Source organism: Tamlana crocina, from assembly GCF_012037625.1.
Genome location: NZ_JAAVJS010000013.1, coordinates 63,272 through 87,485, shown reverse-complemented (window position 1 = coordinate 87,485; position 24,214 = coordinate 63,272). Strand labels below are relative to the sequence as shown.

The 24,214-nt window shown below is 39.1% G+C and carries 24 protein-coding genes; 12 read left to right on the top strand and 12 right to left on the bottom strand.

Features of this window, described 5'->3' with window-relative positions; translation table 11 throughout:
- Positions 1-113 precede the first annotated feature (113 nt).
- Together HC176_RS10680 and groL are read left to right on the top strand one after the other, a co-directional pair.
- Positions 114-389 carry a co-chaperone GroES gene (locus tag HC176_RS10680; protein ID WP_167918193.1) on the top strand — a complete coding sequence of 92 codons (276 nt, stop codon included), beginning with the start codon at positions 114-116 and terminating at the stop codon, positions 387-389.
- Positions 390-485: 96 nt separating this feature from the next.
- Positions 486-2,117: a chaperonin GroEL gene (gene groL / locus HC176_RS10675; protein ID WP_167918192.1), complete on the top strand. Its 1,632-nt coding sequence runs from the start codon at positions 486-488 to the stop codon at positions 2,115-2,117.
- A gap of 193 nt (positions 2,118-2,310) precedes the next feature.
- Here the strand turns inward: groL and HC176_RS10670 are convergent, their stop codons facing one another.
- The 6 genes from HC176_RS10670 to xrtF all read right to left on the bottom strand — a co-directional run bounded on the left by HC176_RS10670 (position 2,311) and on the right by xrtF (position 7,324).
- Positions 2,311-2,673 carry a heavy-metal-associated domain-containing protein gene (locus tag HC176_RS10670; protein WP_167918191.1) on the bottom strand — a complete coding sequence of 121 codons (363 nt, stop codon included), beginning with the start codon at positions 2,671-2,673 and terminating at the stop codon, positions 2,311-2,313.
- Positions 2,674-2,840: 167 nt separating this feature from the next.
- Positions 2,841-5,084, bottom strand: a complete 2,244-nt coding sequence (locus tag HC176_RS10665) for a TonB-dependent receptor (protein WP_167918190.1) — start codon at positions 5,082-5,084, stop codon at positions 2,841-2,843.
- A 4-nt stretch (positions 5,085-5,088) separates the two neighbouring features.
- Positions 5,089-5,811 carry a heavy-metal-associated domain-containing protein gene (locus HC176_RS10660; protein WP_167918189.1) on the bottom strand — a complete coding sequence of 241 codons (723 nt, stop codon included), beginning with the start codon at positions 5,809-5,811 and terminating at the stop codon, positions 5,089-5,091.
- Between the two features lie 79 nt (positions 5,812-5,890).
- Positions 5,891-6,292, bottom strand: coding sequence for an HYC_CC_PP family protein (locus tag HC176_RS10655; RefSeq protein WP_245234879.1), 402 nt, complete (start codon positions 6,290-6,292; stop codon positions 5,891-5,893).
- 59 nt (positions 6,293-6,351) lie between these two features.
- A complete protein-coding gene (locus tag HC176_RS10650; RefSeq protein WP_167918188.1) occupies positions 6,352-6,780 on the bottom strand; it encodes an exosortase F system-associated membrane protein in 429 nt (142 codons plus the stop codon).
- Entirely contained in the window at positions 6,773-7,324 is a 552-nt protein-coding gene (xrtF, locus tag HC176_RS10645) for an exosortase family protein XrtF (RefSeq protein ID WP_167918187.1), read from the bottom strand. Before xrtF ends, HC176_RS10650 begins: the two co-directional genes overlap by 8 nt.
- A 121-nt stretch (positions 7,325-7,445) precedes the next feature.
- On the opposite strand from xrtF, the gene HC176_RS10640 reads away from it, so the two are divergent.
- The 8 genes from HC176_RS10640 (at position 7,446) to def (ending at position 16,090) form a co-directional block, all read left to right on the top strand.
- Positions 7,446-7,904, top strand: coding sequence for a GAF domain-containing protein (locus tag HC176_RS10640; RefSeq protein ID WP_167918186.1), 459 nt, complete (start codon positions 7,446-7,448; stop codon positions 7,902-7,904).
- A 220-nt stretch (positions 7,905-8,124) separates the two neighbouring features.
- Positions 8,125-9,657, top strand: coding sequence for a bifunctional phosphoribosylaminoimidazolecarboxamide formyltransferase/IMP cyclohydrolase (gene purH / locus HC176_RS10635; RefSeq protein ID WP_167918185.1), 1,533 nt, complete (start codon positions 8,125-8,127; stop codon positions 9,655-9,657).
- Between the two features lie 188 nt (positions 9,658-9,845).
- Positions 9,846-10,874 carry a rod shape-determining protein gene (locus HC176_RS10630; RefSeq protein WP_167918184.1) on the top strand — a complete coding sequence of 343 codons (1,029 nt, stop codon included), beginning with the start codon at positions 9,846-9,848 and terminating at the stop codon, positions 10,872-10,874.
- 20 nt (positions 10,875-10,894) lie between these two features.
- On the top strand, positions 10,895-11,713 hold the full coding sequence (gene mreC, locus HC176_RS10625) for a rod shape-determining protein MreC (RefSeq protein WP_167918183.1): 819 nt from the start codon (positions 10,895-10,897) through the stop codon (positions 11,711-11,713).
- Positions 11,714-12,220 carry a rod shape-determining protein MreD gene (mreD, locus tag HC176_RS10620; protein WP_167918182.1) on the top strand — a complete coding sequence of 169 codons (507 nt, stop codon included), beginning with the start codon at positions 11,714-11,716 and terminating at the stop codon, positions 12,218-12,220.
- The gene (gene mrdA / locus HC176_RS10615; protein ID WP_167918181.1) at positions 12,217-14,154 is read left to right on the top strand and encodes a penicillin-binding protein 2; all 1,938 of its coding nucleotides are present in this window, start codon (positions 12,217-12,219) and stop codon (positions 14,152-14,154) included. Before mreD ends, mrdA begins: the two co-directional genes overlap by 4 nt.
- Entirely contained in the window at positions 14,154-15,431 is a 1,278-nt protein-coding gene (gene rodA, locus HC176_RS10610) for a rod shape-determining protein RodA (RefSeq protein WP_167918180.1), read from the top strand. Before mrdA ends, rodA begins: the two co-directional genes overlap by 1 nt.
- A gap of 32 nt (positions 15,432-15,463) precedes the next feature.
- Positions 15,464-16,090 (top strand): peptide deformylase, encoded by a 627-nt coding sequence (def, locus tag HC176_RS10605; RefSeq protein WP_167918179.1) that lies wholly within the window; start codon positions 15,464-15,466, stop codon positions 16,088-16,090.
- A 3-nt stretch (positions 16,091-16,093) separates the two neighbouring features.
- Here def and gldC read toward each other — a convergent pair whose 3' ends face one another.
- Both gldC and gldB read right to left on the bottom strand, forming a co-directional pair.
- Entirely contained in the window at positions 16,094-16,426 is a 333-nt protein-coding gene (gene gldC / locus HC176_RS10600; protein ID WP_209309700.1) for a gliding motility protein GldC, read from the bottom strand.
- Positions 16,426-17,388: a gliding motility lipoprotein GldB gene (gldB, locus tag HC176_RS10595; protein WP_167918216.1), complete on the bottom strand. Its 963-nt coding sequence runs from the start codon at positions 17,386-17,388 to the stop codon at positions 16,426-16,428. The genes gldC and gldB overlap by 1 nt, the downstream gene beginning before the upstream one ends.
- Positions 17,389-17,480: 92 nt before the next feature.
- Between gldB and nadE the strand changes: the two genes are divergently transcribed.
- Both nadE and HC176_RS10585 read left to right on the top strand, forming a co-directional pair.
- The gene (nadE, locus tag HC176_RS10590) at positions 17,481-18,269 is read left to right on the top strand and encodes an NAD(+) synthase (RefSeq protein WP_167918178.1); all 789 of its coding nucleotides are present in this window, start codon (positions 17,481-17,483) and stop codon (positions 18,267-18,269) included.
- A gap of 96 nt (positions 18,270-18,365) precedes the next feature.
- On the top strand, positions 18,366-18,998 hold the full coding sequence (locus tag HC176_RS10585; protein WP_167918177.1) for a response regulator: 633 nt from the start codon (positions 18,366-18,368) through the stop codon (positions 18,996-18,998).
- Here HC176_RS10585 and dnaG read toward each other — a convergent pair.
- The 4 genes from dnaG to queA all read right to left on the bottom strand — a co-directional run bounded on the left by dnaG (position 18,993) and on the right by queA (position 24,208).
- Complete coding sequence (gene dnaG / locus HC176_RS10580; RefSeq protein ID WP_167918176.1) at positions 18,993-20,951, bottom strand: DNA primase; 1,959 nt, start codon at positions 20,949-20,951, stop codon at positions 18,993-18,995. The genes HC176_RS10585 and dnaG overlap by 6 nt on opposite strands.
- A 75-nt stretch (positions 20,952-21,026) precedes the next feature.
- Positions 21,027-22,004 (bottom strand): polyprenyl synthetase family protein, encoded by a 978-nt coding sequence (locus HC176_RS10575; RefSeq protein WP_167918175.1) that lies wholly within the window; start codon positions 22,002-22,004, stop codon positions 21,027-21,029.
- Positions 22,005-22,040: 36 nt separating this feature from the next.
- On the bottom strand, positions 22,041-23,081 hold the full coding sequence (gene rlmN, locus HC176_RS10570) for a dual-specificity RNA methyltransferase RlmN (protein ID WP_167918174.1): 1,041 nt from the start codon (positions 23,079-23,081) through the stop codon (positions 22,041-22,043).
- 77 nt (positions 23,082-23,158) lie between these two features.
- Complete coding sequence (gene queA, locus HC176_RS10565) at positions 23,159-24,208, bottom strand: tRNA preQ1(34) S-adenosylmethionine ribosyltransferase-isomerase QueA (protein WP_167918173.1); 1,050 nt, start codon at positions 24,206-24,208, stop codon at positions 23,159-23,161.
- Positions 24,209-24,214: the final 6 nt, after the last annotated feature.

The window sequence follows — 24,214 nt, the reverse complement described above, 5'->3', positions numbered from 1 at the left end:
TACAGCTGGCATTTTTTGTTTCTGCAAGTTTGTCAGTCTGCCTGTATTGGCACATTTTTGGCTTAAAGGCTAAGCATTAACATTAATTTTTAAAACTTAAAATATACAACAAAATGGCATTGAACATTAAACCATTGGCAGATCGCGTTCTAATTGAACCTGCTGCCGCTGAAACTAAAACAGCTTCAGGAATTATTATTCCAGACAACGCTAAGGAAAAACCACAACGAGGTACCGTTGTAGCTGCCGGGCCTGGCACCAAAGACGAGCCTATTACCGTAAAGGTTGGCGATACTGTTTTATATGGTAAATATGCTGGAACCGAATTAAAGCTAGAAGGCACCGATTATCTAATCATGCGCGAAAGCGATATTTTGGCGATTGTTTAAAAATCGAGTTCCAGGTTTAAGGTTTCTAGTTCAAAGTTACCTTGGCTTGGAATCAATTTTAAACTTTGAACATTAAACTTTTAACACATAATAAAAATGGCAAAAGATATAAAATTTGATATTGAAGCACGCGACGGATTAAAACGCGGCGTGGATGCATTAGCAAATGCAGTAAAAGTAACTTTAGGACCAAAAGGTCGTAATGTCATTATTTCTAAAAGCTTTGGAGCCCCTTCTGTAACTAAAGATGGTGTTTCTGTTGCTAAAGAAATTGAATTGGAAGATGCACACGAAAACATGGGTGCACAAATGGTAAAAGAGGTTGCCAGCAAAACCAACGATTTGGCTGGTGATGGTACTACTACTGCTACCGTTTTGGCTCAAGCTATTGTAAAAGAAGGCTTAAAAAACGTAGCTTCTGGTGCTAACCCAATGGATTTAAAACGTGGTATCGACAAAGCCGTTGAAGCCATTACTGCCGATTTAGCAAAACAAGCACAAGAGGTTGGTAATTCTTCAGAAAAAATCAAGCAAGTTGCTGCCATTTCTGCAAACAACGACGATACTATTGGTGAATTAATTTCACAAGCGTTCTCAAAAGTGGGTAAAGAAGGCGTAATTACAGTTGAAGAAGCCAAAGGTCTTGACACTTACGTTGATGTGGTTGAAGGTATGCAATTCGACCGCGGTTATTTATCGCCTTACTTCGTAACGGATTCTGATAAAATGATTGCCGATTTAGAAAATCCGTACATTTTATTGTTCGACAAAAAGATTTCAAACCTACAAGAAATCCTTCCTATTTTAGAGCCCGTAGCACAATCTGGCCGTCCGTTGTTAATCATCGCTGAAGATGTTGACGGACAAGCCTTAGCTACTTTGGTAGTGAACAAACTACGTGGTGGATTAAAAATTGCTGCTGTTAAAGCACCTGGTTTTGGTGACAGAAGAAAAGCCATGTTGGAAGATATCGCTATCCTAACTGGAGGTACCGTAATTTCTGAGGAAAGAGGATTTACTTTAGAAAACGCCGACCTTTCTATGTTGGGTACTGCCGAAACAGTAACCGTTGATAAAGACAATACCACTATCGTTAACGGTTCTGGTGATGCTGAAGCGATTAAAGCACGCGTTAACCAAATTAAAGCTCAAATTGAGACCACGACTTCTGATTACGATAAAGAAAAACTTCAAGAGCGTTTAGCTAAATTAGCCGGTGGTGTTGCCGTACTTTACGTAGGCGCTGCTTCTGAAGTTGAAATGAAAGAAAAGAAAGATCGTGTTGATGATGCCTTACATGCCACTCGTGCCGCCGTTGAAGAAGGTATTGTTGCCGGTGGTGGTGTAGCCTTAGTGAGAGCTAAATCAGTTTTAGAAAAAATAGAAACTGTTAATCTAGATGAAACTACAGGTGTACAAATAGTAAACAAAGCCATCGAAGCACCATTACGTACTATTGTTGAAAATGCTGGCGGTGAAGGTTCAGTAGTAATCAACAAAGTATTGGAAGGCAACAAAGACTTTGGTTACGATGCCAAATCTGAGCAATATGTAGATATGCTTAAAGCGGGTATTATCGATCCTAAGAAGGTTACACGTATTGCTTTAGAAAATGCTGCCTCTGTTTCTGGTATGATCTTAACTACCGAGTGCGCTTTAATCGATATTAAAGAAGATGCTCCTGCTATGCCTCCAATGGGTGGCGGCGGAATGCCAGGCATGATGTAGTCGAAGCTCCTCGACAAACAAATGATTTCACTCGAACTCAAAATGAATGAGAGTGAATCTAACATAACAAACGCTTCTCAATTAATTTTGAGGAGCGTTTTTATTTTGCCATAATGTATCTTGGTAAAAATTCATGAAAAAATGCCCAACCGTAACAGCTGGACATTTTTTACAATATTTATGATTCTAAGCTTTACTCTTTCTCCGTTTTATGGTCATCTACAACCTCTACATCACGGTAACGGCAGCATGGATGAACACTTGCGTAGGCCTCATCTGTAGCCTTTAAATCCTTTAAATCGTGCCCTACAGCCAAAATATTTTTCTTGATGCTGTCTAAGCTAATTTTACGCTCATCATAAAACAATTTCAGCTCGTGGGTCTTTACGTCCCAATTGGCACTTTTTACGCCTTTGGTTCCGTAACAAGCCTTTTCAATTCTAGATTTGCACATTAAGCACACGCCATCTACCTCAAGCTTAGCCTGCGCATTTTTGTTTTGGGCAAATACTGTGGTTCCTAAAACTAATAATGCAATGGTTAATATATTTTTCATTTTTTATGGTGTTTAAGTTGTCTTTACGAAGCAAATTAATGATTTTCTATGGTAATCTTCTGAAAATTCAATCTTTAAAATTTAAGATTACCACAGCACTTCCCTACTTCTAATGACTGTTAATTATTTATTTTTTTATTCATGAAATTACGGCTTTCGCGGGAATTTTAAATTCTAAACCGTAACCCGGCATAGTACAAACTACCAAATATGGGACCGTACACAAAAGTAGTATCAAAATTTGAACCAAAAGGGTCGTTGGCTCCAATAATGGGGTTAGGTTGTCTTAGGTTGGTAATATTTTCGCCCCCTAAATAAACTTCAAACTTTGGAGAAAACACTTTGGTAACTTGGGCGTTTAGGGTGGTTACCGTTGGGGTGCGTTCTTCCAATTGGTATTCCACAGGATTATTTTCGGTGGAAGAAAACCGCTGCGAGCCCAACCAGTTGAAGGTGACATCAAACTTCCATTGGCTATTGTTTTTTACGTGCGTTTCATACCCAACATTCGCAAAAATACGGTGTTTAGGCACTAATGGTTTTTCCAACTTCCCGATGTTGTAATCTGTTTTTACATCATAAAGTTTATAGGCCGTTCGTAAATCGAGTTGTTCAAACACATTATAATTCATTTCCACCTGAAAACTGTTGGCATAACTTTTTCCATCTAAATTATAAAAATTGACTTCCTGCGGATTTTCAAAATCAACTACCACCTGGTTTTCAAAATCGGTTCGGTAGTAATCAAAAGTAATATCGGCTTTTCTACCAAACAGATTGAAGCCTTGCAGATACGAAAGCCCATAATTCCATGCAATTTCGGGGTCTAATCCATAAATGCTTCCGTTGTTATTTAAAATATTAATAGCCCTTGAGGTTGAAAACATATTTTGGTTTTCGGCAAAAATATTGGCGCTGCGCTTGCCTCTTCCAAAAGACGCACGAAAAGCCGATTTTTCCCAAGGCGTGTAACGCGCATGGAAACGAGGCGTTACAAAAGTGCCCAACAAATTGTGATTATCAATTCTAACACCTGCCGTTAAATTGAGCTTATCCAAATTATCGTAATTGTACTCAAAAAATGCCCCCACGGAACGTTCGGTCCGTTCGTAATCCGAATCCAAATTGGGCACATCGAGCATCTCGTCATAATGATCGTATGTGTAGCTAATTCCGGTTTTTATTTTGTGTCGGGAATCGCTAATAATAGAGTTGTAAACCGCATTGGCATATAAACTATTATGTTCAATTTCGTATTGGTTCAACCCAAAATACGATTCCTGTTTATGACCACTAAAAGCGGTTTGTACGCCAATACTTTGCCATGGCACCTGCGGGTTAACATAACCAAATTTGGCTGATATTTCGTAACGCCTCGTATCAATCTCACTACCCCAAGTATTGGTTGTTAGTTTATCGGTGTCTGGATCAAAATCCAATTGCCCGGTTTGCTTTTCATCATTTAAAAATTTCAAATTGATGAAGCTTACGAAACCTTTTTCGGTATCGGTGTATTGCCAACGGTTCATTACATTTATTTGGTTGTACAGTGGCATATCCAAAAACCCGTCGTCGTTTACATCGTGCTTTTGGTTATGGGTGTTACCGTGTACGTACAATCCCGTATGCCATTTATCGCTCACCTGAGTATTAAAATGCGTGTTAAGCTCTAGCCTCTCGCTTGATGCTCCATAAAGGTTAACGAATAGTTTGTCATCAGTTGATGGTTTTACCAACTCGGCATTAATTTGCCCAGCGATACTTTCAAAACCGTTAACCACACTACCCGCTCCTTTGGTAATTTGAATACTTTCCACCCAGGTGCCAGGGATAAAACTCAATCCAAAAGCCTGCGACGCCCCGCGAACAGTAGGGATGTTTTCGGTAGCGATTAAAATATACGGACTGGTAAGCCCCAACATTTTTATTTGTCGGGTTCCGGTAACGGCATCGGCAAAATTAACATCGATGGACGGGTTGGTTTCAAAACTCTCGGATAAATTGCAGCAGGCAGCCTTAAGCAACTCGTCGCTACTTACCGTAAAGGTATTGGTTGCTTTTAAGTACGATTTGGCTGTGGCCTGCTTTCGGGAAGTCACGGTAACTTCATCCAAATTATCGGTTGGCTGTAACCAATGGTGCACCGTTTTGGGTTCATTAATGGTTAATGTATCGGTTTTAAACCCCACATAACTCACCACCAACTTTTTGTATTCGGTTTTGTACGGAATGGTAAAATTACCATCAATATCGGTAACAGCGCCCACTTCGGTATTTAACCAATACACGTTTGCACCGGCTAAACCAATATGTTTGTTTTCGGGGTTAGCTTCCATAATCATTCCGGTAATTTTTTCCTGAGAAAACACCACCGTTGGAAGTATTAATAATATATATAAAAGATTTTTCATTGTTTTAATTGTAGGTTTTAACAAGCATCACAATAGCCATTACAATCATAATACTGTTTTCAATAAAGGTTGCTTTGGTCATGGGAAGTTTTAAAGCTGTTCCTAAGCAGGCACACTGAATGGATTGTTTACCCAACAACGTTTTTGTAACGCCAATGGTGGTAATCCCCAATATGATTAACGTAACAATTAACGCTACCGGAATTTCAATGCGCATTAAAAACATAAGCCCTAGGGCCACTTCAATAAATGGATACACCCATCCGTAGGCCGGAAACGCTTTTGCCAAGGGATCGTACATTCTAAATGATTCTGGGAAACCGTTTAAATCTAACAATTTGAAAAAGCTAAATACAATATAAAACAGTCCCATAAAATCGAGCATAAACTGCTCTGTATTCCACGGGCTGTAATTGAGCAAAATAGAAGCAACCACTATGTAACCAAAAATTAAAAATAACGGAAACAACTGTTGCCAATCACTTTTTTGCACCTCTTGTTTTGGGTTTGTTTTTTGAAAAATATTTTGTTCGGATAGAGCATATTTATCGGGTAATGCTTGCTGCAATGTTTCTGTTGGGACGTGTTCCGACATTTCTATAGAAACCTCTGCCTTATCGACATTTGCGGAGGCCTCAACCACATTAGGCAATTCAGACAGCGCTTTTTCTACCGACGCCTTGCAGCCGTTACAGGTCATGCCCGTAACTGTATATGTATGTTTCATGACTTTTGAATTTGATTTTAATTTTCCTTTTTGTCATTCCCGCGTAGGCGGAAATCCACTCCATAAGAAAAATTTAAAATCAAATGATGAAAACTTGATCCAACAACTGAATATCGGCAATCAAGTTTGGCGGAGAATAATCTTTATGCGGAATGGTATGCTTGGGCAAGCTTTCAAAACGTCCTATATAAGAATCGATAAAGGCTTGCAGAAACTGCTGTTGGTCCAAATCCAAATCTTCGAATGATGAAAACTTGAGTTCATCCTGACCTTTTACCACATCAATTTCATCCTTACAGCATGTTTTTTTTTGAAGCATTTCAAAAGCCTCCATAGCGCATTTTTCAACATCGGTAAAAATGGCGGCATCAACCAGCACATCACCGCAGTAGTGTTTTTCAACCGTGAAAGATACCGTTGAAAACAACACCAACAAGGCCATGGCCACTGAAAAAGCTTTATTTAAACATTGCTTAAGCATGCTGCAAATTTACAAAAAACCAAAAGCACAACAGGTATTTTAGAATTTGATTAACATTTTCAGCCTCTTAGTTTATGGTAATAAAACGCTGGCAACAATACGATTAAAATAATGGGCTGTATTAAAAACCTACGGATATTAAAAAATAAATAATAATCTTCCTGACGTGGATTCACCACAAAATACAAATACACCAAAATAAGCACCACGAAAGCGAATGCGTAAATCATGGCCGCAAACTTTAGCATGCCATTATCTTTAAAAAACAGATAAATTATTCCTAAAGAAATAACGGTGTTCAACCCATAGCGTAGTGTGGTAAAGGCTACCAATTTGGCAACTTCGCGCCTGGGGCTATCGATGTACAAGTAATCGTTTTGAAAAAAAGTAAGGTATGGGTCGTAAAACAGGACATCCTCGTAAAACCGAATTAAAATCAGCAACAAAAACAATAATGCTATGCCCGTGTATTTTACAAACTTATCCATTCTTTCTGTTGATTTGAGAAAATTGGTTCACCCAAAAAATCCATAGCAAAAACACCATACCATAAATAATACCCGGAAAAATAACGGTATGTAAAACATCTTCGTATTCCGTATAATGGTAAAGCCCCATGCTTAAAAGCACAATGCGCAAGAGGTTCACCGAATAAATTAAAACACTCCCGGAAAGGATATAAAAAAAAGTGGTTTTCCAACGTCCTGAAAACGCCACGACAAAGGACAGAAACAAAATAATAACGCTCAACGAATTACAACCTTCTACCACACGCGCCAAGTAATTACCATTTACCAGTAACTTTAAGCTAGGTTCGCTGGGGTGCGGCAAAACTTCGGTATTATATCCGAAAGTTTCTAATAGCGCCCCACTTTGTTTGGCCACCAAATGCGTTACGTAATCGGGATAAAATGTTGAACCATCAGAAAACTGCAAATAAAACTTATACGCTATCGATAAGACCCCGTAAACCAACAAAAATGTAAGGATAAATTTTATAACCGACTTGTATTTTACAAAAAGTGCTTTCAAAAAAAAGGGGTTTTCCTAATACCGAAATTACGTCTTTTTAAATATTTTTGCGCCATAATCGACATTAAATTATTTGAGGGCCCACCTTTTAAAATTAAAAATTTCAACCAAACTTTTCAAAATGAATTTTGAACAACTAAAACCAGAAATAACCCAAATTACTTCGAACGATAACAAAACCGTTAACGAACGTCTTTTGGCTATTTGCCAGCTGCTTGAAAAACACATCGATTATTATAATTGGGTAGGTTTTTATTTTAGAAATGGCGATAAAGAAGAGTTGAAATTAGGGCCTTACGTTGGCGCTCCTACCGACCATACCATCATCCCTTTTGGAAAAGGTATTTGCGGACAAGTAGCCGTGAGCAACCAAAATTTTGTGGTGCCCGATGTTTCGGCACAAGACAATTACATTGCTTGTAGTATTACCGTAAAGGCCGAAATTGTGATTCCCATTTTTGTTAATGGCGAAAACATTGGGCAAATTGATATCGACTCTAACACTCCCGATCCGTTTACCGAAGCAGACGAGCGCTTTTTAGAGTTTGTAACAGAAAAGGTTTCTGAAGTCCTTTCGTAACATTTTAATGGTTGTAACGAAATTCCAATTATTTTTCGCTCCCCTCATTTTTGGAATTTAGAATTTTGGTTTCGGTTTTTAATAATTTTCGTTAAAAAAGGCTGCTTTTTTCAATATCTCAAGCCTTATTATTTAAAGGAAATAAGTACTTTTGCAAATATTTTAAAATTCAGGGATAACACCCCGAAAAAACAGCAAAATCAATTCATAATTATCAGCCATGAGCAACGAAAAAACCATTAAATCGGCATTAATTTCTGTATTCAGTAAAGACGGCCTAGAGCCCATCGTTAAAGAATTAGACAAACAAGGTGTTACCATTTATTCTACCGGAGGTACCGAAAAATTTATTAACGATTTAGGGGTTAGCGTTGTTCCTGTTGAAGATGTCACCTCCTACCCTTCTATTTTGGGCGGACGAGTAAAAACCTTGCACCCTAAAGTGTTTGGCGGTATTTTAAACCGTCAGGACCACGAAGGCGATGTTTCAGAATTAGCCGAGTACGACATCCCACAAATTGATGTAGTAATCGTAGATTTATATCCGTTTGAAAAAACCGTAGCATCTGGGGCCAGCAACCAAGATATTATTGAAAAAATCGACATCGGTGGTATTTCATTAATCCGTGCCGCGGCCAAAAACTATGCCGACGTGATTTGTGTATCTTCAGTGGATGATTACGCCGAATTTTTAGAATTGATTTCTGCCAACAACGGTTCTATTTCCGAAGAAGACAGAAAACGTTTTGCAACAAAAGCATTTAACGTATCGTCGCACTACGATTCTGCTATTTTCAATTACTTCAACCAAAACAACGAAGAAACTGTATTAAAAATCAGCGAAAACAAAGGCAAAGTATTGCGTTACGGCGAAAACCCACACCAAAAAGGGTTCTTCTTTGGCGATTTTGATGAATTGTTTACCAAATTGCACGGCAAGGAATTGAGCTACAACAACCTTTTGGACGTTGATGCCGCCGTAAATTTAATGTTGGAATTTAAAAACGATGCACCAACTTTTGCTATTTTAAAACACAATAATGCTTGTGGATTGGCACAACGCGACAACCTAAAACAAGCCTATTTAGATGCTTTGGCTGGCGACCCAGTTTCAGCTTTTGGTGGTGTTTTAATCAGTAATACAGCGATTGATTTGGCTACGGCCGAAGAAATCCACAAGTTGTTCTGCGAAGTGGTTATCGCTCCAGATTTCGCACCTGAAGCTTTGGAATTACTACAAGGTAAAAAGAATAGAATCCTATTGAAAATCCATGACATTGAAATGCCAAAAACTAACGTTAGAAGTTGCTTGAATGGTGTTTTGGTTCAGGACAGAAACAACATTACCGACAAAGCGGAAGATTTAAAGAACGTTACCAACCTTGAGCCTACACAAGAGCAGGTTGAGGATTTATTGTTCGCTTCAAAAATATGCAAGCACACCAAATCGAACACCATTGTTTTGGCCAAGAACAAGCAATTGTGCGCCAGTGGAACTGGGCAAACCAGCCGTGTAGACGCGCTTCAGCAAGCCATCCACAAAGCCAAGTCTTTCGATTTTGAGTTGAAAGGCGCAGTAATGGCCAGCGATGCGTTTTTCCCATTCCCAGACTGTGTTGAAATTGCAAACAATGCCGGAATTTCAGCCGTAATCCAACCTGGTGGTTCTATAAAAGACCAATTGAGTATCGATTATTGCAATGAAAACAACGTGGCGATGGTCATGACCGGAACCCGTCATTTTAAACACTAAGAATCAAATTAAAAGGTTCAAATTGAAATTTTAAAGCCTGTTTATCATCCAAAACTATATGAACAGCGTATAAGTACCGTATGCGCTTTTTTAAAAATCAATTTGAACCTTTTAAAACTCATATATTTATTTACTTTTATTACTTTTACGAGATTCGTTTTTTAACCGTAAACAACTTTAAATAGCACATGGGATTTTTTGATTTCTTAACAGAAGAAATTGCAATAGATTTAGGTACTGCAAATACACTTATTATTCACAACGACAAGGTTGTAGTTGACGCCCCTTCGATAGTAGCTCGCGATAGAATTTCAGGAAAAATTATTGCCGTTGGGCAGCAAGCCAGCTTAATGCAAGGAAAAACCCATGAAAATATTAAAACCATCCGTCCGTTAAAAGACGGTGTAATTGCCGATTTTGATGCTTCCGAGCAGATGATCAGTATGTTCATCAAAAACATTCCGGCATTAAAAAAGAAGTTTTTCACCCCGGCATTACGAATGGTCATTTGTATTCCATCGGGTATTACCGAGGTGGAAATGCGTGCTGTAAAGGAAAGTGCCGAGCGCGTTAACGGAAAAGAGGTGTACCTAATCCACGAACCCATGGCTGCCGCTATTGGTATTGGTGTTGATATTATGCAGCCCAAAGGAAACATGGTGGTTGATATAGGTGGTGGTACTACCGAAATTGCCGTGATTGCCCTTGGCGGGATTGTTTGCGATAAATCGGTTAAAATTGCGGGTGATGTATTCACTAACGATATTGTCTATTACATGCGTACCCAGCACAACTTGTACGTAGGTGAGCGTACTGCAGAAAAAATAAAAATACAAATTGGTGCAGCAACCGAAGATTTAGAATTGCCTCCAGAAGATATGAGCGTTCAAGGTCGTGACTTATTAACCGGTAAACCAAAACAGGTGTCCATTTCGTACCGCGAAATTGCCAAAGCTTTAGATAAATCCATCCTTCGTATTGAAGATGCGGTTATGGAAACCCTTTCGCAAACGCCACCCGAACTAGCTGCCGATATTTACAATACAGGTATTTATTTGGCGGGTGGTGGCTCAATGCTGCGCGGACTGGATAAACGTTTATCGCAAAAAACCGATTTGCCCGTTTACATTGCCGAAGACCCATTGCGAGCCGTAGTAAGAGGTACCGGAATTACCCTTAAAAATTTATCTAAATACAAAAGCGTATTGATTAAGTAAGCGAAAAATAGGCAAGCCCCATGCAACAGATTATTAACTTTATAATAAGGAACAAAAACTTTTTGTTGTTCCTGTTGCTCTTTTGTATTTCGCTGCTATTCACCATCCAATCGCATTCGTACCACAAAAGTAAGTTTATCAATTCGGCTAATTTCCTTACCGGTGGCGTTTACAATTCCATAAACGACATCAGCAGTTATTTTAGTTTAAAATCGCAAAACGAGATTCTTTCCGAAGAAAACAGAAAACTAAGGGCACTGCTTCAAAACTATGGAATAGACAACGATTCTGTTTATATCGACAGCACCAAGTTTAATCAAGCCTATCGATTTTACACGGCTAATATTATAAAAAACAGTTACTCGCTTACCGATAATTACTTAACCATTAATAAGGGTAAAAAAGACAGTATAAAACAGGATTTTGGGGTTATTTCCTCAAAAGGTATTGTAGGTATTGTAGACCGAACCAGTCGTGGGTACGGTACGGTCATTTCTATTCTGAATACCACTAGCCGAATCAGCGCCCAATTAAAAAAGACCAACCATTTTGGCACCTTAAAATGGAATGGCAAAAACCCGGCTTTGGTTCAGCTTATCGATATTCCCAAAATTGCTCCTGTGCAAAAAGGCGATACCATTATCACTTCTGGGCGTTCGTCCATTTTCCCAAAAGGCGTGCCTATTGGTGTTGTGGAACAGTTTAATTTGGATGCTGCCGAAAACTTTTATGAAATAGACATTCATCTATTTAACGACATGACCAATTTGGAACATGTTTATATTATTGAAAACGTTAACCGCGCAGAAATCAATTACCTTTTGAACAACGACGAATAAATGAACAGCATTTTTTCCATTCATACCGTCCGTTTTATAACCTTGGTTATTGTTCAGGTTTTAATTCTGAACCACATTAATTTTATGGGCTACATCAACCCATATATTTATATCCTGTTCATTGCGCTTTTCCCCATAAAGCACAACCGCATTATCGTGATGCTTTTAGGTTTTTTGTTAGGGCTTATTATCGATTTGTTTATGGACACTGGCGGCATACACGCTGGGGCATCGGTTTTTATAGCTTATTTGCGTCCTACCATTTTAAAATCGTCTTTCGGTACAGTTTACGAGCACCAAAGTGTGCGCTTCAGCAACATCGATTTTGGATCGAAACTCACTTATTTTACTTTATTAACGGTATTGCACCATTTCGTGCTGTTTTCTTTGGAAATTTTTAGCATTTCGAAAATACTTTTAATCCTTCAAAAAACGTTATTCTCAAGTATATTTACTATCTTATTAAGTGTGATAGTAACCATTATTTTCAGTAGGAAAACGAAATGAGACAATTTTTACTTTTTATTTCGGTTATTGCCGTAGGCCTCATGTTTATCTCAAGGCTTTTCTACTTGCAGATTTACAAAGAAAACCCACAAAGCCTATTTGAGGACAATGCTATTAGAACAGTTTTCGACCTCCCCAAGCGCGGCTTTGTTTACGATCGCAACGGCAAACTATTGGTTTCTAACCAACCCTCTTACGATGTGATGGTGATTCCTAGGGAAGTAGAACCATTGGACACTCTGGAATTTTGCAGACTTTTAAAAATTGACAAGGAAGATTTCATTAAAAAATACAATAGAGCCTATCATTATTCTCCGAGATTGGAATCGGTTTTCGTTTCGCATTTATCAAAAGAAGACTACGCCGTACTCCAAGAAAAAATGCGTAAATACAAAGGCTTTTACATTCAGAAGCGTTCGCTCAGACATTACGAAACCACTATCGGCGCCAACGTTTTGGGCGATATTGGCGAGGTGAACAACCGCATTATCCAAAACGACCCATATTACCGTATGGGAGATTTAATAGGAAAACAAGGCGTTGAAGCGTCTTATGAAAAAACCCTCCGTGGCGTAAAGGGCATCAAATTTATACAAAAAGACCGATTTAACAGAAACATTGGACCTTATAAGGATGGAAAATTCGATACTATTCCCAAACAAGGTAAAGACATTACCATAACCATTGATGCCCAATTACAAGCCTATGGTGAATTATTAATGAAAAATAAACGCGGTGGCGTAATTGCCATTGAACCTGCCTCGGGCGAAATACTGGCCATGGTAGCCGCTCCCACCTACGACCCCAATATTTTAGTAGGCCGGGAACGCTCTAAAAATTTCACCAAACTTTACAACGACTCCATTGCCAAACCTCTTTTTAACCGAAGTCTGCAAGGCGTTTACGAGCCTGGCTCTCCTTTTAAATTGATGAACGCCCTCATCGGGTTACAAGAAAATGTTATTACACCGCACGAAACCGTTACGTGTTCTGGGGGCTACCGTTATGGTAACCGTATTATGAAATGCCACTGTAGCTACGGCACAAGAAACGATTTGGTAGGCGGCATCCAAAGATCCTGCAACGCCTATTTTGCGTCAACCTATCGCAAAATTTTAGATAAAAACGGAAATGCCTCCGAAGGCATCGATGTTTGGAGCAAACATGCCAAAAGTTTTGGTCTGGGCGAGTTTTTAAATAACGATTTGTACGTGGGGCAAAAAGGCCGAATTCCAGATCGCGATTATTACAAACACATTTACCCAAAAACGTTTTACTCTACTTACACCATTTCAAATGCCATTGGGCAGGGCGAGGTAGCCACTACCCCTATTCAGTTGGCCAACATGACTGCTGCCATTGCCAACCGGGGCTATTATTATACGCCGCACGTCATTAAAAATATTGAAAACGAAACGTTGCCCGAGCAGTTCACGAAACCAAAGTTCACGACCATCGACAAAAAGAACTTCGAACCGGTAATTGAAGGTATGTTGCAAGTTTATGAAAAAGGAACAGCAGCTTCGTTGCAGGTAAAAGACATCGATATTTGTGGAAAAACAGGAACGGTTGAAAACTTCGCCATTATCGACAGTGTAAAAACACAGCTTACAGACCATTCTATTTTTGTGGCCTTTGCGCCAAAAGACAACCCCAAAATAGCCATTGCCGTATTTGTTGAAAACGGGTACTGGGGAAGCCGTTTTGCAGGGAAAGTAGCCAGTTTAATGATTGAAAGACACATAAAAGGGCACATAACCCGCACCGATTTGGAAGAATGGCTATTACGACACAGCTTGGAAAACGAATACGCCAAACCCTATTCGGGCGAACCGTTTAAAATTAATGGCTATACCACTTTGCAACTTGTAGAAGAGAAAGAATACCAGCGCTTAAAAGAGAAATTAAGCCAAATTAACAAAACCGACGGTTAATGGTTAGAGACACGAACAGGCATTTTAAATTCGATTGGATTACCATTATTCTCTTTTTGCTTTTGGTGAGCTTTGGCTGGCTAAATATTCTTTCGGCTTCGCATACCGGAACTACAGTTGATTATTTCGATTTTTCGCAGCCTTTCGGAAAACAGCTTATGTTCATTTTTTTGAACTTTGTACTCATCGTTTTGCTGTTAGCCATTGACGCCAAGTTTTACGAACGGTTTTCCAGTATTATTTACCTCATTTCCATGCTATCGCTAGTAGGGCTTTTTATCTTCGGAAAAAACGTAAACGGTGCCACCTCGTGGTACGCCATTGGCGGTATGACCATCCAGCCCAGCGAGTTTGCCAAAACCGCTACTGCACTGGCCGTGGCCAAGTACATAAGCGACTTGAACTTTAACATCAATTCCCTGAAAGACCAAATCCAACTGTTTATCATTATCCTCATCCCAGCGGTTTTGGTACTTTTACAAAACGATACTGGAAGTACTATAGTTTATGGGGCATTCTTTTTTGTGCTTTACAGGGAAGGCTTGCCAAAATACTACCTTACGTTCGGTATTTCTGTGATTTTGATTTCCATATTAGCATTAAAATTTGGGGCCATCATAACGTCTATTTTAGTGTTGGCATCCGTTGTGGCGTATCATTTTTTAAGCAAAAAGAAGTTACGAGTTTATCAATCCATTTTAATTTCATTGGTTGCTATTGGCATTTCATTCGGTGTAAAATTCTTTTATCAGAGTATATTGAAACCCCACCAACAGGACCGTATTAGTCTGTGGTTGAATTTGGAAAAAGACCCCGAAAAGTTGGAACGCATGAAACAAACCTTTGCATACAACCTTAACGAATCTGAAAAAGCGATAAGCTCTGGCGGGTTTGCGGGCAGAGGGTTTATGGAAGGTACACGTACCACCGGAAAATTTGTACCCGAACAGCACACCGATTATATTTTTAGTACGGTTGGTGAAGAATGGGGCTTTTTGGGCAGCAGCCTCGTGGTTATTGCCTTTGTGTTATTGATACTTCGTATTCTCCATTTGGCCGAATTGCAAAAATCGCAATTTAGCAGGGTGTACGGTTATGGCGTGGCATCCATTGTCTTTATCCACTTTTTTATCAATATCGGCATGGTTATGGGCCTCATCCCTACTATTGGCATTCCGTTACCCATGTTCAGCTATGGTGGCTCCGGACTTTGGGCCTTTACCATTTTAATCTTTATTTTTATTAAATTAGATTCCAATAAAATCAATGAGTGGTAGCTCGCCATTAACTGGCATTTTATCTTTTTCAAATGAAAAAAACTATACTTTTTATTTTGGCATGCTTAGCCATAGCTGGCTGTTCAAGCACCAAAAACTTAAAAAGACACAACTTTTCTTCCGAAGAAATTAAATCGATTTTAAGCGGAGACTCTCTAAAACCCATGCGGGTTTATAAAATAAACAACAAAACCGATTCTATTTTGCTCCGTACCAAGAGCAGCTACATAAAACCCAATCCGAACGATTCGGTTTTAAAACATTTCGTCAACAGACTTTACGCCACCGTAACAGACAGTATGAGCTTGGGTGTGGGCATTGCGGCTCCGCAAGTAGGTATTTTAAAAAAAATTATTGGGGTACAGCGATTCGACAAGGAAAACTTTCCGTTTGAAGTGTACTTGAACCCTAAAATTTTAGAATATTCTGAAGAAAAGCAAGTGTTTAGGGAAGGTTGTTTGTCTATCCCCAATAGAACGGACACTGTAAAAGCCAGGGCTTACACTATAAAATTGGCATACGACACCATGGAAGCCGAACACAAAACCGAAACGGTTGAGGGTTTTACATCTGTGATTTTCCAACATGAAATCGACCATTTAAACGGTATTTTGTATTTGGACCATTTAAAAAAGGAAGTTCAAGATGCTAAACAATAGAACTTATTTATTCAACTCCAACTTTTCAGCAAAATAGTCACAGAAATCCTTCATGGTAGCGCTCATTTTATCGTCTTGGGTAGCGCGGTAAAAGGTATCGCTCATGGCCACTAAGGTTTGATGGAAAAACACTTTCATTTCATCAACGGGCATGTCTTTGGTCCACAAATCGATACGCAACGATTCTTGGGCTTTCGAATCCCACACCGAAAGCATCATGGCTTTGGCTTCCTCATTGCTTACGCCGCCATCATTGGCCGACCAATGCAATTTTTCCGGCACACGGTTTTCGTCCAATTCTACGTTAAGCTCTATTTTCGACTTTATATTTCCCATTATTTTTTTGGTTTAAACTTTGAATTATTAAAAATATCTTCAGTGCTTTTCTTCAGCATTTCGTTTAAAGACACTTGGTTATTTTCCATATAGGCCCTTACAATTTGCCAACCTATATATCTGCCCAAACGGCCCGGCGAATCGGCATCGATGTCTTCCAAGTAAAATTTACTGAAAGGGGCTGGGTTTATAAAGCGTGCAGGCAATTTGGTATCGGTGCTAAACAACAGTTCGCGTTCTACAAAATAGCGCCAAATATAGCTTTCGTTTGCCTTTGCCCAGTCGAGCTCGGCCTCCGTATAGGCTATTTTTTCGGCATCAGTTTTAAACGGAATAACCGCATCTTTAAAATACAGTTGCTTGCCGTAGTACACCATTTCGTCCAACAGCGTTTTGCGTTGCGGATGGAAAATCAATTTTTCGGCATAGGCATCTGCCAAATCGACTACAATCTGTTCTTTTTTTAAATTGGCTCGGATATATTTGGGGATGCCTTGGTAAAATTTATGGTCGTCTCCCAAATACGAATCTAATGCAATGAGTGCAATGGTATCGGTAACAATAACACTGTTTCGGTAATCTACATCGTTAGTCACCGTAATAACACGTGGCGCACTAAACTGCGGAAAATAATATTTTAAATGATTGAACAACGATTCAATTTCGGCCTCTTCATTATTAAAACTCGGGTAAGCTTTTTCAACCTCATTAAGCAACTCTATTTGAAGCGTATCAGTCTTTCGGCCTAGCCAAAACGAATCGGTGTACTTTTGCGGGAACATAAACGGATAGGCTTGCTTGAGTTTAGGAAAACTTCTGGCATCCGTATTGTTAAATAACGCTTCAAAACGCTCCACCTCAATATCTATATTTATTTGGGCTATATCGGCTTCCAAAGCACTTTTATTTTTACAGGAATCCACCAAAACAAGCACAAAAAACAGGTATAAAGCAAACTTCATAAAAAACTTAAAGGTCATAAATTTTTATAAATTGGGTGTATAGGCTATTTTTGTTTGCAAAGGTACTATTCTTAGAATTAAATTCGATTAAAATGCAAACAGAAAAAGTTGTAGATTATATTGTAAACTGGCTTAAAGATTACGCTACAAAAGCTGGTGTTAACGGATTTGTAGTGGGCGTTTCTGGCGGTATCGATTCGGCCGTAACATCTACCTTATGTGCTAAAACCGGGCTTAACGTACTTTGCGTTGAAATGCCCATTCACCAAGCCGAAAGCCACGTAAGCCGTGCCCACGAACATATCGCACGACTAAAAGAGCGTTTTGATAATGTGGATGCCACCCGTACCGACCTTACCCCTGTTTTTGAGGAATTTAAAACCGAGGTGTTTTTAGACGGCGACCAAGCCACGATCGATATGGCCTTGGCCAACACCCGCGCCAGACTGAGAATGACGACCCTTTATTATTATGCCGGGCTTTATAAACTTTTAGTTGCTGGTACAGGCAACAAAGTAGAAGACTTTGGCGTTGGTTTTTACACTAAATATGGCGACGGAGGTGTGGACCTAAGCCCTATTGCAGATTTAGTAAAATCTGAAGTATATCAATTAGGTGAATTCTTAGAAGTACCCGAATCCATAATGAAAGCCGCTCCCAGCGATGGTCTTTTTGGTGATGCCAGAAGCGATGAAGACCAAATTGGCGCCAGTTACCCCGAGTTGGAATGGGCCATGAATATGGACGATAAAAACAAAACCGCAGAAGACTTTACTGGAAGGGAAAAAGAAGTCTTTAAAATTTACAAACGTTTTAATACAGCCAATAAACATAAGATGATTCCTATTCCAATTTGCGAAATTCCCGATATTTTACACTAAGCATTGTAAAATCCATAAAAAAGTATTACTTTTACGGCAAGCTTATTCTCTCAACCTTAACTATCTCTCAAAATAGTTTTTAAAAAAAGCTTAATTATGATTAAATTATTAATAGCAGACAATCACCCTATTACGAGAAAGGGCCTAGAGGTTCTATTCTCTGCATCACCCAACATTAAAGTTGTTGGAAGTGTTGACAACGGCGAATCCATTCTGGAGTTCGTAAAGAAAAATCCGGTAGACATCGTTTTAACCGAAGCCGATTTACCAAAACTTAACGGCCTAACCGTGCTTCGTTATTTAAAAAACGACCACCCCGATGTAAAAACCATTATTCTTAGTGCACAACCCGAAGAGGTTTATGCCATTAACGCCATTAAAGCTGGTGCTTCTGGATACATAAACAAATCGGAAAATGTCATTACCATTACAGAGGCCATCTCTAAGGTTAACGACGGAGGTATTTACCTTAGCAACGAATTAACCCAGCAATTGGCTTTTGGAACTAGAACTAACAAAAGTGGTAATTACTACAAGAAACTTTCTACCCGTGAGGCCGAAGTACTAAAACTATTGACCGTTGGTAAAAAGAACAAAGAAATATCTAAAGAATTGGATATTAACGAAAAAACCGTTAGTACTTACAAAGCTAGGCTAATGAGAAAACTAAAAGTGAACAACTTGGTCGATTTAGTTAATCAAGCAAAGCTTAACCAAGAGGTATCATAATACCCTATTTAATTTTCTAGATAACAACATTTTTAGACTCGAATAGTCTTTTACTTCTTCGAGTATATTTCTATTCGAGTCTATTTTATTTTTAAGTGTTTCCTGTTGAAACTCCTTAACTTTTTGGTCTATTAAAAAGCAACGTAAGCTCAAAATGGTTTCACTAACCAATTGGGCCACGGTATGTTTTTTCTCTTTCGGATAAATATCCATACGATTCCAATCGTCCAAAGTGTAGCGCTCATCGTCCATAAGAATGGTGGTGATTTCATTGGCCATATCTTGGTCTACGGAATTGATGAAGGTTTTCAACTCAAAATCGGTATCTTGGTTTAAGCGCTCAATAATAGTATAGTAAAGCGTTTTAAAGGTTTCATTTGAAAACTGCATTTCGTCATCCTGCAAATCCAAAAATACCTTTTCAAAAACTCTAGCCTGCTGGATTACCGGTTCCAATTCCAAATCCCCTTTGTCATTTTCCTTTAACACCAAATCTTCAAAATCTTCAGTCTTATTACCGTAAAGCAATAGAATTTCAATGATTTTGCGCTCCATCAAATACTGTACATCCACCTTTTTTACAGGCTGTTGATGTTTTATAACTTCGAATGCTTTCTGCTCGTTTTTGTATCTTTTGTCTTCTTCCTGAAGTTCCTTTTTATCCATTTGCGCAAGGGTACTAAAAAGCACACTCTCACTAATGTCCATAATACGGGCACACTCTTGGATGTAAACCTCTTTTTTGATACGGTCTGGTATCTTGGAAATACTGTTGACGATATCTCGAATGGTTTCGGCTTTTCTTATGGGATCGTTTTTAGATTCCTCATAAAGCACTGAGGCTTTAAATTGAATAAAATCCTTGGCGTTCTCAGCTAAATAATCATGGAGTTCTTCAAGTGTATTTTGCCGGGCAAAACTATCGGGATCTTCACCTTCCGGAAAGGTGCACACCCTAACGTTCATACCTTGTTCCAAAATCAAATCGATACCACGTAGCGAAGCACGCATACCCGCAGCATCGCCATCAAAAAGCACGGTGATGTTTTTGGTGAGCCTATTTATTAATCGAATTTGCTCTGAAGTTAAAGCCGTTCCAGAAGAGGATACCACATTTTTTATACCCGTTTGGTGAAATTGAATAACATCGGTATAGCCTTCAACCAAATAGCAATTATCTTCTTTGGCAATACTTTGTTTGGCATCATAAATACCGTAAAGCACTTTACTTTTGTGGTAAATATCACTTTCTGGGGAATTGAGGTATTTTGCCGCTTTTTTGTCGGTAATCAAAATACGTCCGCCAAACCCCAAAACACGGCCGCTCATACTTTTTATGGGGAACATAACGCGCCCCTTAAAACGGTCGAAACGTTTTTCGTCCTTTACAATAGTCAGCCCTGTTTTTTCAAGATACTCCAATTTATAGCCTTTCTTTAGAGCCTCGTCCGTAAAGGCTTGCCACTCGTCCAGCGAATAGCCCAAATCAAATTTTTTAATGGTTTCCTCGGTAAACCCACGTTCCTTAAAATAGCTTAAACCAATACTTTTACCTTGATCGGTCTTTTGTAAAATATTCTGAAAATATTTACTCGCAAACTCACTTACCAAATACAAACTTTCACGCTCATCGGCCTTTTCCTTTTGTTCGTTGGTCTGTTCGGTTTCCTCTAGCTCAATGTTATATTTTTTGGCCAAGTACCTGATGGCTTCGGGGTAAGTAAAGTGCTCGTGCTCCATTAAAAACGACACGGCCGTACCGCCCTTTCCGGTCGAGAAATCCTTCCAAATCTGCTTCACCGGCGACACCATAAAACTAGGCGTACGTTCGTCGCTAAACGGACTTAAGCCTTTAAAATTGGTTCCGGATTTTTTTAGCTGAACAAAGTCGCCTATAACCTCCTCTACTCGTGCGGTTTCAAAAACTTGATCTATGGAAGATGGTGATATCAAAATTTAATAAATTTATTTGGAACGTTTTACAATATAATCGTGTAAAAACTTAAATACTAAATTAATAAAAGCCTTTTACTTTTTTCGGTCAATCACATAATTCACCATCAGTTTTAGTGAATTTTTATACTCCGAATCTGGGTAGTTTTCTAAAATCTCAAGAGCTTCCATTTGAAATTGTTTCATTTTCCGAATGGCATAATCCAGTCCACCATTTGCCTTTACAAACGCAATGACTTCTTTTACCCGCTTGGTATCCTTGTTATGGTTTTTTATAGAATTTATCAACCATTTTTTATCCTTTTTAGAGACTGTATTGAGCACATAAATTAAGGGTAAGGTCATTTTTTGTTCCTTAATGTCGATACCTGTGGGTTTTCCTATTTGTGCATCACCATAATCAAAAAGGTCATCCTTAATTTGAAACGCCATACCTATAAGTTCACCAAACTTTCTCATGGTTTCCACATGTGGCGATTCTGGCTTTACCGAAGCAGCTCCCAAGCTACAACAGGCAGCAATTAAAGTGGCCGTTTTTTGGCGGATGATTTCATAATACACTTCTTCGGTGATATCGAGTTTTCGGGCTTTTTCAATTTGGAGCAGTTCGCCCTCGCTCATTTCGCGAACAGCAATCGAAATGATTTTCAGCAAATCGAAATCATTATTGTCAATAGAAAGCAACAAGCCTTTCGACAGTAAAAAATCGCCAATAAGCACGGCTATTTTGTTTTTCCAAAGAGCATTTACCGAAAAGAACCCTCGGCGGCGGTTGCTATCGTCTACTACATCATCGTGAACCAAAGTGGCAGTATGTATCAATTCGATAACCGAAGCCCCACGATAGGTCCGTTCGCTCACCTCGCCATTCGATACCATTTTAGAAACCAAAAACACAAACATGGGGCGCATTTGCTTCCCTTTTCTGTTGACAATGTAATGGGTAATACGGTTAAGTAAAGCCACTTTACTAGACATGGAAAGTTGGAACTTCTGTTCGAAGAGATCCATTTCAAAAGCAATGGGCTGTTTTATTTGCTCGACTATTTTCATTTAAAACCCAAAGATACTATTTCAAACGAAAATTGCTTAACTTTTATTAGCCAATTGCCCACAAGCCGCATCAATATCTTTACCGCGGCTGCGGCGAACGGTTACAGTAATATTATTGGCTTCGAGTACCTGGACGTACATGTCCAAAGCCTTTGAATTTGCCTGTTGAAATTCACCATCGTCAATAGGGTTGTACTCAATAAGATTCACTTTACTGGGTGCAAATCTGCAAAACTCCACCAATGCATCGACATCTTTTCTTTTGTCGTTGATGCCGTCCCAAACCACATATTCGTATGTAATTCTGTTTTTAGTTTTAGCGTACCAATACTGCAAAGCTTCACGTAAATCGTTCAACGGAAAAGTTGAGTTAAACGGCATAATGCTGGTTCGCACCTCATCAATGGCAGAATGCAACGATACGGCCAATTTAAATTTTACCTCGTCATCCGCCATTTTCTTTATCATTTTTGGCACGCCCGATGTAGATACCACAATACGTTTTGGCGACATGCCCAACCCCTCGGGAGAGGTTATTTTATCAATAGCCTTTAAAACATTATTGTAATTCATTAGCGGTTCGCCCATCCCCATAAATACAATATTACTCAACGGACGGTTGTGGTACAAACGACTTTCGTTATCAATGGCTACTACTTGGTCATAAATTTCATCGGGGTTCAAGTTGCGCATTCGTTTTAAACGTGCCGTAGCACAAAATCGGCAATCTAAACTACAGCCCACCTGACTGGAAACACAGGCCGTGGTACGAGTTGACGTTGGAATCAATACCGACTCCACCACCAAATCATCATGCAACCGAACCGCATTTTTTATGGTACCATCACTACTGCGTTGCATCGTATCCACCTTAATGTGGTTAATTACAAAATGGTCTTCCAGCATTTGGCGGGTGTCTTTCGAGATATTGGTCATATCATCAAAAGTATGCGCCGATTTTTGCCAAAGCCACTCATAAACCTGATTGCCGCGAAAGGCTTTATCCCCTTGTTCAACAAAAAAATCACGAAGTTGCTCTTTGGTTAATGCCCGTATGTCTTTTTTCTTAGTTTCCATTCGTGTGCAAAAATAAGAAAAGGCTGCCTTATATTTTAAGACAGCCCTTTGTTTTATAAATTCTGATTGACTACGAATTATAAAATTAACATCGCGTCGCCGTAGCTGTAGAATTTGTATTTTTCTTTTACTGCTTCTTCATAGGCTCGTTTTATAAAATCGTGACCTGCAAAGGCAGAAACCATCATCAACAATGTCGATTTTGGTGTATGGAAATTGGTTACCATACAGTTGGCAATGCTGAAATCGTAAGGAGGGAAAATAAATTTGTTGGTCCAACCTTCAAATTCATTTAGCATCCCGTTTGATGAAACGGCACTTTCTATGGCACGCATCGCTGTAGTGCCAACGGCACAAACGCGACGTTTTTCCTGAATGGCCTTATTTACAGTTTGAACCGCTTTTTCATCAATCTTCAGCTCTTCGCTGTCCATTTTATGTTTAGATAAATCTTCAACCTCAACTGGGTTAAAAGTCCCTAAACCAACGTGAAGCGTTACTTCGGCAAAGTTAACACCTTTAATTTCCAATCGTTTTAGCAAGTGTTTTGAAAAGTGAAGGCCTGCTGTTGGCGCTGCTACGGCACCTTCATTTTTTGCGAAAATGGTTTGGTAACGGTCTTCATCTTCTGGCTCTACATCTCTTTTAATGTATTTAGGAAGCGGTGTTTCCCCAAGTTCGTTCAATTTTAAACGGAACTCGCGGTACGATCCGTCATATAAAAAACGTAAGGTACGTCCACGCGAAGTGGTGTTATCAATAACCTCGGCCACTAAAGTTTCGTCGTCACCAAAGTATAATTTATTACCAATTCTAATTTTTCGGGCTGGATCAACCAATACGTCCCACAAACGCTGCTCTTCGTTAAGCTCGCGCAATAAAAATACTTCTATTCTGGCCCCTGTTTTTTCTTTGTTCCCGTATAATCTGGCAGGAAATACTTTGGTGTTATTCAGAATCAATACGTCATCTTCGTTAAAATAGTCGATTAAATCCTTAAACATTTTATGCTCGATGGTTTGTTCCTTTCGGTTTAAAACCATTAAGCGCGATTCATCTCTATTTTCCGCCGGGTATTCTGCTAATAATTCGTTCGGTAAATCGAACCCAAAGTTTGATAATTTCATGTATTA